4 protein-coding genes are annotated in these 13794 nt (G+C 65.5%); 3 read left to right on the forward strand and 1 reads right to left on the reverse strand.

Annotation, left to right across the window (positions count from 1 at the left end):
• Positions 1 to 272 precede the first annotated feature (272 nt).
• The gene (locus ACVWW1_RS46460) at positions 273 to 830 is read left to right on the forward strand and encodes a DUF3617 domain-containing protein (RefSeq protein ID WP_456660512.1); all 558 of its coding nucleotides are present in this window, start codon (positions 273 to 275) and stop codon (positions 828 to 830) included.
• A gap of 27 nt (positions 831 to 857) precedes the next feature.
• Here ACVWW1_RS46460 and ACVWW1_RS46465 read toward each other — a convergent pair whose 3' ends face one another.
• Entirely contained in the window at positions 858 to 1295 is a 438-nt protein-coding gene (locus ACVWW1_RS46465) for a hypothetical protein (RefSeq protein WP_456660513.1), read from the reverse strand.
• A 238-nt stretch (positions 1296 to 1533) separates the two neighbouring features.
• Between ACVWW1_RS46465 and ACVWW1_RS46470 the strand changes: the two genes are divergently transcribed.
• Together ACVWW1_RS46470 and ACVWW1_RS46475 are read left to right on the forward strand one after the other, a co-directional pair.
• On the forward strand, positions 1534 to 12570 hold the full coding sequence (locus ACVWW1_RS46470) for a DUF5801 repeats-in-toxin domain-containing protein (protein WP_456660514.1): 11037 nt from the start codon (positions 1534 to 1536) through the stop codon (positions 12568 to 12570).
• Positions 12485 to 13780, forward strand: coding sequence for a calcium-binding protein (locus ACVWW1_RS46475; RefSeq protein WP_456660515.1), 1296 nt, complete (start codon positions 12485 to 12487; stop codon positions 13778 to 13780). The genes ACVWW1_RS46470 and ACVWW1_RS46475 overlap by 86 nt, the downstream gene beginning before the upstream one ends.
• The last annotated feature ends 14 nt before the right edge of the window (positions 13781 to 13794 follow it).

A 13794-nucleotide genomic window follows, 5' to 3' on the forward strand; every position in this document is an offset into this window, starting at 1 on the left:
GCGGAGCTTGCCCAGTTCGGCTCGTCGGAGGCTGAAGCATACGCTTGGTTTGCGGCGGGCGGAGACCGGACCGTTGCTTTCCGGAGAGAGGTTTCCGCAGCCGGCCTTGATCGTGCTTCGCGTCGGGTCGAGTCTTGACGGCGCAGAACTCCAGCCAAAAGGGCGAGTATTTACTCGACCTTAACTCGAAGTGTTCTGGAATGAAGTGAGGTGGGGCGTGCTTCAAGTGAAGTCACGCGATGTGCATCGTGCAGCCGATAAGGATTCAACGAATGACTTCGCGTGAGGGCTTCGGGCCGTCGAAAGTCTTCGCATGCACGCTTGGCGTCGTGGCCGTCCTTGCCGTGTCCTTGCTCGCTTCCCACAGCGCGGCGGCCGAGGAGAGCTTCAGCGGGCCGACCTTCCGAAAGGGGATGTGGCGATTCACGCGGACGCTGGAATTGGTCTCGCCCTCGAACGTCCGGCAGAAGCTGCTCGAGCGCGAAATGACCCGCTGTGTCGACCCTACTCAGGCGATGAAGGCGACATTTTCATCGCCATCGATCGGAAATTGCCATTCTTCAAGGCCGGAGAAGATCAGCAACAAATACGTCTTCTCTAACCGGTGCGACTACATGGGGCCGGTCAGCACCGTCATCACAGTGCTGAGCGACGAGGCCTATACCGAGGTCAACGAGGTGCACGGTCAGGCGCCGCGGATGGACCGGGTGGTCGCCCGCCGGATCAGCGATTGCCGGGAGGACAGGGCACAGCTTGGCCAGCCGGCCGCCGCGCCGAGCGAGGTCTCGCACGATGTCGAGCAGGAAACGGCCGACGGTGAGCCGCTATAGGGCGGTGCTCGGGCCTGCAGCGGGCCGTCAGATCTTTTGCTGGTTACCCGGCCCACCCACCTTGACGGTGATCTTCTGAATCTCGGTGCGGCCACCCTGATACTTGACTTCGATGGTCAGGGCGTCATCGCCGAGAAATTCGGGCGGCGCCTTGTAGAAGGCGACGTAGGCGGGCACCTCGAGTGCCAGGCAGGCCTTGTAGTTCGTCGCTTTGGCCTTTGCCGACTTCACCACGACTTTTCCAGCTGCCGGTGGACTGACCAGGCGGATGGTTGGCAGCGGCCCTGACGTGCAGTCAGGCAATACGTTGAGATAAACGCCGATTTGGGTGTCCCGGTTCGGTAGGGCCTGGACCTGGCGTTCGACCGTGGTCTCCGGCGGGACCGGCTTTGGGGCTTGCGCGGATGCCGCGCTGATTGCGCCCCAAAACAAAACCGCGGCGTATCCCTGACGAATCACCCGCATCGACCACTCCAAATCACCGGCAAGCATCAAACCGGACCGGCGGCGCGTATCGCCTTTCGGCCAAACAAAATTGGCTAAGCCGTTGTTCTTGCAGCTTCGACCTGTTCGATCTTTACCACACTCGCAGGGAAAGCATTGATTAACCAAATACATTTCTTGACCGGGGGGAGGGTTAACAATAGCCTAAAACTAAATTTTTCTACAACTTTTCCTCTAATCGCATTTTGCGGAGTTGATAATGCAGGGTTCGTTTCAGGTCGCTCAGGCTACCGGCACCGGCAATTCCACCAATTCGGCTCCCGTACGAATTTACAAGCTGACGAAGCCGCTGACCGATCAGGCGGTGGTCGTTAATCTTGGATACGACCAGCATGTGAAGGTCGACTTTTCGTCGATCGCCAATGAAAAGATCACGCTGGTCCATATCGGCGAAAAGCTGATCATCCTGTTCGACAACCAGTCGACCGTCACGGTTGAGCCGTTCTTCGACTCCCGCGCCGATAGCCAGGGCGGCCAGTCGCAAGACGGTGGCGCGCGAAGCAACATCACGGTCGAGATGGCGCCCGGTCGCGACGTCACGGTCCAGGAATTCGCAAATCTGTTTCCGATCGGCACGGACTCGTCCGTGCTGCCGGCGGCCGACAATGGCGGCAACTCGAACGGCAACGCGCAAGCGAGCGGCGCGAATTTCAGCCCATTCGCGGTCGATCCGCTCGGCCCCGTGGGCACCAATGAACTGGCGCCGCAGGAAGAGCTGCCGGGCTTCAACATCCAGCTGCCGACCGGCTTCGTGCTCACACAGACTACGCCGCCGCCCACCATTTCCGGCGGGCTTGTGCCGGCGCTGATCGTCGACGAGAGCTTCCTGACCGCTGCGACCAACCATGGTGTTGCCGGTTCGGGGCTGGGGCCGGCAGGAACAACGGTCGCGTCCGTTCAGGTGTCGTTTAACGTCAATGCGCCGGGCGGGCAGCAATCGCTGACCTTTGCGCTGTCCGTCACTTCACCGAACGAGGACTCCGGTCTGATCGATTCGGCGACCGGTCAGCACGTGCTGTTGACGGTCAACGCGGCCGGCGTCGTGGAAGGGCGCACGGCCGCCGGCGGCGATCTCGTCTTCACGGTCGCGGTTGATGGCACAGGGCACGTGACGCTGACGGATCTGCGCGCCGCTCACGAGGGAACACCCGGCAATTTCAACGAAGGAATTTCGTTGGCGTCCGGTCTGATCACGCTGACCGCGACAGTGACGGACAATGTCGGCCAAACCGCAACCGCAAGCGTCGATGTCGGTTCGCACCTGACGATCCTTGACGATGGTCCGAGCATTGCGGTGAGCGGGACCGGTCCGGCGCTGACCGTCGATGAGAGCAATCTAACGGCTCTGACCAACGGCATCGACGGCACGATCCACAATGGCCAGACGTCGGTGAGTGGTTCGTTCGCCAGCCTGTTTACGGCGGCGAGCGGCGCGGACGGTGTTGCTGACCCGGCGCATCCGGTCAGCTATGCGCTGTCGATCGATACCAGCAAGCCGACCGGCCTGGTGGACTCGCAGACCGGCGAGAACGTGGTGTTGGTGTTGAACAACGGCGTGGTGGAAGGCCACACCGCGAGCGGCAACCTCCTGGTGTTCACGCTGTCGGTGGACAGCAACGGCGTGGTGACCTTCACCGACGACCGCGCGGTGAAGGAGGCTGACGGCACCAACCCGGACACCAGCGAAGGCATCAGCCTCGCGAACGGGTTGGTGACGCTGGTTGCGACGATCACGGACAAGGACGGTGACCAGGCGAGCTCGAGCATCGACCTCGGCAAGCAGGTGACGTTCCTGGACGACGGCCCGAGCGTGACGGCGGTTGCCTCGGGAGTGACGGCGGCGCTGGATGAGAGCGGCCCTGCCGGCACGGCCACGATCGATACCGGCGCCATCGTCAAGGGTGATGATCCGGACGTTGCGGGCTCCGGCTATATCTCGCATGCGGTGAGCACCGGCTCGCTGGTGACGCCGACGCCGGTGTTCGGCGCGGACGGTCCGGCGGCGGCGGCTGCGACGGCCTATGGTCTGACGGTGACGAGTGCATCGTCCGGCCTGTTTGTGACCGACGGCTCCGCGATCAACCTGCAGCTGGTGAACGGCGTGGTGGTCGGCGTGGTGTCCGGCGGTGCCTTCAATGGCGAGGCTGCGTTTGCGATCTCGATCAACAGCAGCACCGGCGTGGTGACGGTGGAGCAGTATCTGTCGCTGCATCAGGACAGCGCCTCGAACACGCCGAACGATGCGGTGACGCTGACGGCGGGCAGCCTCGGCATCACGGTGACGGTGACCGACGGCGACGGCGACCAGGCGAGCACGCCGGTCGACGTGTCGACCAAGATCAGCTTCGCAGACGACGGCCCGAGCGTGACGGCGGTTGCCTCGGGAGTGACGGCGGCGCTGGATGAGAGCGGCCCTGCCGGCACGGCCACGATCGATACCGGCGCCATCGTCAAGGGTGATGATCCGGACGTTGCGGGCTCCGGCTATATCTCGCATGCGGTGAGCACCGGCTCGCTGGTGACGCCGACGCCGGTGTTCGGCGCGGACGGTCCGGCGGCGGCGGCTGCGACGGCCTATGGTCTGACGGTGACGAGTGCATCGTCCGGCCTGTTTGTGACCGACGGCTCCGCGATCAACCTGCAGCTGGTGAACGGCGTGGTGGTCGGCGTGGTGTCCGGCGGTGCCTTCAATGGCGAGGCTGCGTTTGCGATCTCGATCAACAGCAGCACCGGCGTGGTGACGGTGGAGCAGTATCTGTCGCTGCATCAGGACAGCGCCTCGAACACGCCGAACGATGCGGTGACGCTGACGGCGGGCAGCCTCGGCATCACGGTGACGGTGACCGACGGCGACGGCGACCAGGCGAGCACGCCGGTCGACGTGTCGACCAAGATCAGCTTCGCAGACGACGGCCCGAGCGTGACGGCGGTTGCCTCGGGAGTGACGGCGGCGCTGGATGAGAGCGGCCCTGCCGGCACGGCCACGATCGATACCGGCGCCATCGTCAAGGGTGATGATCCGGACGTTGCGGGCTCCGGCTATATCTCGCATGCGGTGAGCACCGGCTCGCTGGTGACGCCGACGCCGGTGTTCGGCGCGGACGGTCCGGCGGCGGCGGCTGCGACGGCCTATGGTCTGACGGTGACGAGTGCATCGTCCGGCCTGTTTGTGACCGACGGCTCCGCGATCAACCTGCAACTGGTGAACGGCGTGGTGGTCGGCGTGGTGTCCGGCGGTGCCTTCAATGGCGAGGCTGCGTTTGCGATCTCGATCAACAGCAGCACCGGCGTGGTGACGGTGGAGCAGTATCTGTCGCTGCATCAGGACAGCGCCTCGAACACGCCGAACGATGCGGTGACGCTGACGGCGGGCAGCCTCGGCATCACGGTGACGGTGACCGACGGCGACGGCGACCAGGCGAGCACGCCGGTCGACGTGTCGACCAAGATCAGCTTCGCGGACGACGGCCCGAGCGTGACGGCGGTTGCCTCGGGAGTGACGGCGGCGCTGGACGAGAGCGGCCCTGCCGGCACGGCCACGATCGATACCGGCGCCATCGTCAAGGGTGATGATCCGGACGTTGCGGGCTCCGGCTATATCTCGCATGCGGTGAGCACCGGCTCGCTGGTGACGCCGACGCCGGTGTTCGGCGCGGACGGTCCGGCGGCGGCGGCTGCGACGGCCTATGGTCTGACGGTGACGAGTGCATCGTCCGGCCTGTTTGTGACCGACGGCTCCGCGATCAACCTGCAGCTGGTGAACGGCGTGGTGGTCGGCGTGGTGTCCGGCGGTGCCTTCAATGGCGAGGCTGCGTTTGCGATCTCGATCAACAGCAGCACCGGCGTGGTGACGGTGGAGCAGTATCTGTCGCTGCATCAGGACAGCGCCTCGAACACGCCGAACGATGCGGTGACGCTGACGGCGGGCAGCCTCGGCATCACGGTGACGGTGACCGACGGCGACGGCGACCAGGCGAGCACGCCGGTCGACGTGTCGACCAAGATCAGCTTCGCAGACGACGGCCCGAGCGTGACGGCGGTTGCCTCGGGAGTGACGGCGGCGCTGGATGAGAGCGGCCCTGCCGGCACGGCCACGATCGATACCGGCGCCATCGTCAAGGGTGATGATCCGGACGTTGCGGGCTCCGGCTATATCTCGCATGCGGTGAGCACCGGCTCGCTGGTGACGCCGACGCCGGTGTTCGGCGCGGACGGTCCGGCGGCGGCGGCTGCGACGGCCTATGGTCTGACGGTGACGAGTGCATCGTCCGGCCTGTTTGTGACCGACGGCTCCGCGATCAACCTGCAGCTGGTGAACGGCGTGGTGGTCGGCGTGGTGTCCGGCGGTGCCTTCAATGGCGAGGCTGCGTTTGCGATCTCGATCAACAGCAGCACCGGCGTGGTGACGGTGGAGCAGTATCTGTCGCTGCATCAGGACAGCGCCTCGAACACGCCGAACGATGCGGTGACGCTGACGGCGGGCAGCCTCGGCATCACGGTGACGGTGACCGACGGCGACGGCGACCAGGCGAGCACGCCGGTCGACGTGTCGACCAAGATCAGCTTCGCAGACGACGGCCCGAGCGTGACGGCGGTTGCCTCGGGAGTGACGGCGGCGCTGGACGAGAGCGGCCCTGCCGGCACGGCCACGATCGATACCGGCGCCATCGTCAAGGGTGATGATCCGGACGTTGCGGGCTCCGGCTATATCTCGCATGCGGTGAGCACCGGCTCGCTGGTGACGCCGACGCCGGTGTTCGGCGCGGACGGTCCGGCGGCGGCGGCTGCGACGGCCTATGGTCTGACGGTGACGAGTGCATCGTCCGGCCTGTTTGTGACCGACGGCTCCGCGATCAACCTGCAGCTGGTGAACGGCGTGGTGGTCGGCGTGGTGTCCGGCGGTGCCTTCAATGGCGAGGCTGCGTTTGCGATCTCGATCAACAGCAGCACCGGCGTGGTGACGGTGGAGCAGTATCTGTCGCTGCATCAGGACAGCGCCTCGAACACGCCGAACGATGCGGTGACGCTGACGGCGGGCAGCCTCGGCATCACGGTGACGGTGACCGACGGCGACGGCGACCAGGCGAGCACGCCGGTCGACGTGTCGACCAAGATCAGCTTCGCAGACGACGGCCCGAGCGTGACGGCGGTTGCCTCGGGAGTGACGGCGGCGCTGGATGAGAGCGGCCCTGCCGGCACGGCCACGATCGATACCGGCGCCATCGTCAAGGGTGATGATCCGGACGTTGCGGGCTCCGGCTATATCTCGCATGCGGTGAGCACCGGCTCGCTGGTGACGCCGACGCCGGTGTTCGGCGCGGACGGTCCGGCGGCGGCGGCTGCGACGGCCTATGGTCTGACGGTGACGAGTGCATCGTCCGGCCTGTTTGTGACCGACGGCTCCGCGATCAACCTGCAGCTGGTGAACGGCGTGGTGGTCGGCGTGGTGTCCGGCGGTGCCTTCAATGGCGAGGCTGCGTTTGCGATCTCGATCAACAGCAGCACCGGCGTGGTGACGGTGGAGCAGTATCTGTCGCTGCATCAGGACAGCGCCTCGAACACGCCGAACGATGCGGTGACGCTGACGGCGGGCAGCCTCGGCATCACGGTGACGGTGACCGACGGCGACGGCGACCAGGCGAGCACGCCGGTCGACGTGTCGACCAAGATCAGCTTCGCAGACGACGGCCCGAGCGTGACGGCGGTTGCCTCGGGAGTGACGGCGGCGCTGGATGAGAGCGGCCCTGCCGGCACGGCCACGATCGATACCGGCGCCATCGTCAAGGGTGATGATCCGGACGTTGCGGGCTCCGGCTATATCTCGCATGCGGTGAGCACCGGCTCGCTGGTGACGCCGACGCCGGTGTTCGGCGCGGACGGTCCGGCGGCGGCGGCTGCGACGGCCTATGGTCTGACGGTGACGAGTGCATCGTCCGGCCTGTTTGTGACCGACGGCTCCGCGATCAACCTGCAACTGGTGAACGGCGTGGTGGTCGGCGTGGTGTCCGGCGGTGCCTTCAATGGCGAGGCTGCGTTTGCGATCTCGATCAACAGCAGCACCGGCGTGGTGACGGTGGAGCAGTATCTGTCGCTGCATCAGGACAGCGCCTCGAACACGCCGAACGATGCGGTGACGCTGACGGCGGGCAGCCTCGGCATCACGGTGACGGTGACCGACGGCGACGGCGACCAGGCGAGCACGCCGGTCGACGTGTCGACCAAGATCAGCTTCGCAGACGACGGCCCGAGCGTGACGGCGGTTGCCTCGGGAGTGACGGCGGCGCTGGATGAGAGCGGCCCTGCCGGCACGGCCACGATCGATACCGGCGCCATCGTCAAGGGTGATGATCCGGACGTTGCGGGCTCCGGCTATATCTCGCATGCGGTGAGCACCGGCTCGCTGGTGACGCCGACGCCGGTGTTCGGCGCGGACGGTCCGGCGGCGGCGGCTGCGACGGCCTATGGTCTGACGGTGACGAGTGCATCGTCCGGCCTGTTTGTGACCGACGGCTCCGCGATCAACCTGCAGCTGGTGAACGGCGTGGTGGTCGGCGTGGTGTCCGGCGGTGCCTTCAATGGCGAGGCTGCGTTTGCGATCTCGATCAACAGCAGCACCGGCGTGGTGACGGTGGAGCAGTATCTGTCGCTGCATCAGGACAGCGCCTCGAACACGCCGAACGATGCGGTGACGCTGACGGCGGGCAGCCTCGGCATCACGGTGACGGTGACCGACGGCGACGGCGACCAGGCGAGCACGCCGGTCGACGTGTCGACCAAGATCAGCTTCGCAGACGACGGCCCGAGCGTGACGGCGGTTGCCTCGGGAGTGACGGCGGCGCTGGATGAGAGCGGCCCTGCCGGCACGGCCACGATCGATACCGGCGCCATCGTCAAGGGTGATGATCCGGACGTTGCGGGCTCCGGCTATATCTCGCATGCGGTGAGCACCGGCTCGCTGGTGACGCCGACGCCGGTGTTCGGCGCGGACGGTCCGGCGGCGGCGGCTGCGACGGCCTATGGTCTGACGGTGACGAGTGCATCGTCCGGCCTGTTTGTGACCGACGGCTCCGCGATCAACCTGCAGCTGGTGAACGGCGTGGTGGTCGGCGTGGTGTCCGGCGGTGCCTTCAATGGCGAGGCTGCGTTTGCGATCTCGATCAACAGCAGCACCGGCGTGGTGACGGTGGAGCAGTATCTGTCGCTGCATCAGGACAGCGCCTCGAACACGCCGAACGATGCGGTGACGCTGACGGCGGGCAGCCTCGGCATCACGGTGACGGTGACCGACGGCGACGGCGACCAGGCGAGCACGCCGGTCGACGTGTCGACCAAGATCAGCTTCGCGGACGACGGCCCGAGCGTGACGGCGGTTGCCTCGGGAGTGACGGCGGCGCTGGACGAGAGCGGCCCTGCCGGCACGGCCACGATCGATACCGGCGCCATCGTCAAGGGTGATGATCCGGACGTTGCGGGCTCCGGCTATATCTCGCATGCGGTGAGCACCGGCTCGCTGGTGACGCCGACGCCGGTGTTCGGCGCGGACGGTCCGGCGGCGGCGGCTGCGACGGCCTATGGTCTGACGGTGACGAGTGCATCGTCCGGCCTGTTTGTGACCGACGGCTCCGCGATCAACCTGCAGCTGGTGAACGGCGTGGTGGTCGGCGTGGTGTCCGGCGGTGCCTTCAATGGCGAGGCTGCGTTTGCGATCTCGATCAACAGCAGCACCGGCGTGGTGACGGTGGAGCAGTATCTGTCGCTGCATCAGGACAGCGCCTCGAACACGCCGAACGATGCGGTGACGCTGACGGCGGGCAGCCTCGGCATCACGGTGACGGTGACCGACGGCGACGGCGACCAGGCGAGCACGCCGGTCGACGTGTCGACCAAGATCAGCTTCGCAGACGACGGCCCGAGCGTGACGGCGGTTGCCTCGGGAGTGACGGCGGCGCTGGATGAGAGCGGCCCTGCCGGCACGGCCACGATCGATACCGGCGCCATCGTCAAGGGTGATGATCCGGACGTTGCGGGCTCCGGCTATATCTCGCATGCGGTGAGCACCGGCTCGCTGGTGACGCCGACGCCGGTGTTCGGCGCGGACGGTCCGGCGGCGGCGGCTGCGACGGCCTATGGTCTGACGGTGACGAGTGCATCGTCCGGCCTGTTTGTTGTGACCGACGGCTCCGCGATCAACCTGCAGCTGGTGAACGGCGTGGTGGTCGGCGTGGTGTCCGGCGGTGCCTTCAATGGCGAGGCTGCGTTTGCGATCTCGATCAACAGCAGCACCGGCGTGGTGACGGTGGAGCAGTATCTGTCGCTGCATCAGGACAGCGCCTCGAACACGCCGAACGATGCGGTGACGCTGACGGCGGGCAGCCTCGGCATCACGGTGACGGTGACCGACGGCGACGGCGACCAGGCGAGCACGCCGGTCGACGTGTCGACCAAGATCAGCTTCGCAGACGACGGCCCGAGCGTGACGGCGGTTGCCTCGGGAGTGACGGCGGCGCTGGATGAGAGCGGCCCTGCCGGCACGGCCACGATCGATACCGGCGCCATCGTCAAGGGTGATGATCCGGACGTTGCGGGCTCCGGCTATATCTCGCATGCGGTGAGCACCGGCTCGCTGGTGACGCCGACGCCGGTGTTCGGCGCGGACGGTCCGGCGGCGGCGGCTGCGACGGCCTATGGTCTGACGGTGACGAGTGCATCGTCCGGCCTGTTTGTGACCGACGGCTCCGCGATCAACCTGCAACTGGTGAACGGCGTGGTGGTCGGCGTGGTGTCCGGCGGTGCCTTCAATGGCGAGGCTGCGTTTGCGATCTCGATCAACAGCAGCACCGGCGTGGTGACGGTGGAGCAGTATCTGTCGCTGCATCAGGACAGCGCCTCGAACACGCCGAACGATGCGGTGACGCTGACGGCGGGCAGCCTCGGCATCACGGTGACGGTGACCGACGGCGACGGCGACCAGGCGAGCACGCCGGTCGACGTGTCGACCAAGATCAGCTTCGCAGACGACGGCCCGAGCGTGACGGCGGTTGCCTCGGGAGTGACGGCGGCGCTGGATGAGAGCGGCCCTGCCGGCACGGCCACGATCGATACCGGCGCCATCGTCAAGGGTGATGATCCGGACGTTGCGGGCTCCGGCTATATCTCGCATGCGGTGAGCACCGGCTCGCTGGTGACGCCGACGCCGGTGTTCGGCGCGGACGGTCCGGCGGCGGCGGCTGCGACGGCCTATGGTCTGACGGTGACGAGTGCATCGTCCGGCCTGTTTGTGACCGACGGCTCCGCGATCAACCTGCAGCTGGTGAACGGCGTGGTGGTCGGCGTGGTGTCCGGCGGTGCCTTCAATGGCGAGGCTGCGTTTGCGATCTCGATCAACAGCAGCACCGGCGTGGTGACGGTGGAGCAGTATCTGTCGCTGCATCAGGACAGCGCCTCGAACACGCCGAACGATGCGGTGACGCTGACGGCGGGCAGCCTCGGCATCACGGTGACGGTGACCGACGGCGACGGCGACCAGGCGAGCACGCCGGTCGACGTGTCGACCAAGATCAGCTTCGCGGACGACGGCCCGAGCGTGACGGCGGTTGCCTCGGGAGTGACGGCGGCGCTGGACGAGAGCGGCCCTGCCGGCACGGCCACGATCGATACCGGCGCCATCGTCAAGGGTGATGATCCGGACGTTGCGGGCTCCGGCTATATCTCGCATGCGGTGAGCACCGGCTCGCTGGTGACGCCGACGCCGGTGTTCGGCGCGGACGGTCCGGCGGCGGCGGCTGCGACGGCCTATGGTCTGACGGTGACGAGTGCATCGTCCGGCCTGTTTGTGACCGACGGCTCCGCGATCAACCTGCAGCTGGTGAACGGCGTGGTGGTCGGCGTGGTGTCCGGCGGTGCCTTCAATGGCGAGGCTGCGTTTGCGATCTCGATCAACAGCAGCACCGGCGTGGTGACGGTGGAGCAGTATCTGTCGCTGCATCAGGACAGCGCCTCGAACACGCCGAACGATGCGGTGACGCTGACGGCGGGCAGCCTCGGCATCACGGTGACGGTGACCGACGGCGACGGCGACCAGGCGAGCACGCCGGTCGACGTGTCGACCAAGATCAGCTTCGCGGACGACGGCCCGAGCGTGACGGCGGTTGCCTCGGGAGTGACGGCGGCGCTGGACGAGAGCGGCCCTGCCGGCACGGCCACGATCGATACCGGCGCCATCGTCAAGGGTGATGATCCGGACGTTGCGGGCTCCGGCTATATCTCGCATGCGGTGAGCACCGGCTCGCTGGTGACGCCGACGCCGGTGTTCGGCGCGGACGGTCCGGCGGCGGCGGCTGCGACGGCCTATGGTCTGACGGTGACGAGTGCATCGTCCGGCCTGTTTGTGACCGACGGCTCCGCGATCAACCTGCAGCTGGTGAACGGCGTGGTGGTCGGCGTGGTGTCCGGCGGTGCCTTCAATGGCGAGGCTGCGTTTGCGATCTCGATCAACAGCAGCACCGGCGTGGTGACGGTGGAGCAGTATCTGTCGCTGCATCAGGACAGCGCCTCGAACACGCCGAACGATGCGGTGACGCTGACGGCGGGCAGCCTCGGCATCACGGTGACGGTGACCGACGGCGACGGCGACCAGGCGAGCACGCCGGTCGACGTGTCGACCAAGATCAGCTTCGCAGACGACGGCCCGAGCGTGACGGCGGTTCAGGACGCGATCATGCCGAACCTGAGCAATACTCAGGTCGACGGTACGTGGCAGCCGATCTTTGGTGCAGACGGGCCGAGCCTGACCAGCGCGATTGGTGTCGCGCTGTCGACCGGGACGATCAACGGCATCACTTACACGCTGACGGATGCACCCGATGTGGGCGGACATGACCTAAAGCAAGTCGTCGTTAACAACGGTACGTCATCGTACACATTCTACGAATATACGACGTACGATCCGGTCAGCCATTCAGGCGAGATGTTTGCGTTCACCGATCCGAGCGCGGCGACGCCGTTCTTTGAATTGAACGTGAACGTCGATGGGACGTACACATTCCATCTCGACACCAACACGCTTCAGTCGACGACGAGCTTTAACGTGTTGACCCAGATCAGTAACGGCCCGGCCGATTACATCACGATCAATGGCACGACCGTTACCTATGGTAACGGCAACGACGCCGACTTCCGGATTCGATGTACTTATCGACGGGTACTCGGACACAAATACCGATCCGAACGCGAATAGCGGCGGCGACGGAAACCGAATCTCCAAAGACCAGAACGGTATGGGTCTGCATAACTCGAATCTCGAGACCGGCGAGACGATTTTCTTCGAGTTCGGCGCTCAGCAGAGTGCCTTCAGCCTCGTCGTCGGCAAGGCGACGACGACGAGCGAGCACTTTCTGGTTACGCTGTACGACCAGAACCATAATTTCATCGCAAGCGAGAACGTGGTCCTGCCCGACGGATCAACGCTGTTGGTCGATGCTGCGCATTGGGGCACGGGCGGAACCGGTACGACCAGCGGGGCCTTCGGCAACTTCTATGAGGTGGATATCAAGAACGTCGCCGCGGGCGGTTCAGAAGACTCAAGCATCGTTATCACCGGCTTCCAGTTCAACGAGCAGGTGACCGTCGGCAATACGGCGTTGAACTTCAACCTGACCACTACGGATGGTGATGGCGATTCCTTCACCAGCTCCGACAATCTGACCGTCTTGCTACAGGGGACTCATACCGGTAACGGATACCAACTGACCGGCGCAAACGGTGCGCCGGAGGTTCTCGCCGCCTCGGCCGGCGCTGATACGTTGATCGGCGGTACCGGCGGCGGCGACACTGTCGACTACAGCAACACGACGGGAGGTGTTGGCGTAACGATCGATCTCTCGGCTGAGACGGATACGGTTGCTGCAACTGTCGGCCAGGCCGCAACCGGAGATGTCATCAAGGGTGTCGAGAATATTATCGGAACGCAGTACGCCGACATCCTTACCGCAGCTCCAGGCGGGAGTATCCTAATCGGCGGCGGAGGAAATGACACGCTGAACGGCGGCGTCGGAAACGACACGTTGATTGGAGGTGCTGGCGACGACACGCTGAGTGGCGGTGGCGGCAACAACATCTTTGTTCTGCAAGGCTCGGGAGGTGGGCACGACAGCATCAGCGGCTTCTCCGCCTTGGCTGACCAGATCTTTGTCGACGTCGCGAGCCAAAATCTTACGATCGGGACTTCGACCGGGATCACGGCCGGACAGTTCACCAGTTCTGCTGCGACTGGCAGCGATGAGAACGCGCTGAATGCCTGGAACGAGAGTGCCAGCGCCAACAAGTTCTTCTTCAACAACGCAAGCGGCGAGCTCTGGTACTCGGCGAATGGCACGGGCGCAGACAAGGTGGATCTTGCGCATGTGAGCACCGGCGTGCCGGCTGCCGCAAATATTCATACGATGTAAGATAGCTTACCACT

The organism is Bradyrhizobium sp. JR3.5 (genome assembly GCF_054057015.1).

Coding starts and splice junctions, on each gene's coding strand:
- ACVWW1_RS46470 (WP_456660514.1), top strand. CDS start 1,534: ATGCAGGGTTCGTTTCAGGTCGCTCAGGCTACCGGCACCGGCAATTCC.
- ACVWW1_RS46475 (WP_456660515.1), top strand. CDS start 12,485: ATGGTAACGGCAACGACGCCGACTTCCGGATTCGATGTACTTATCGAC.
- ACVWW1_RS46465 (WP_456660513.1), bottom strand. CDS start 1,295: ATGCGGGTGATTCGTCAGGGATACGCCGCGGTTTTGTTTTGGGGCGCA.
- ACVWW1_RS46460 (WP_456660512.1), top strand. CDS start 273: ATGACTTCGCGTGAGGGCTTCGGGCCGTCGAAAGTCTTCGCATGCACG.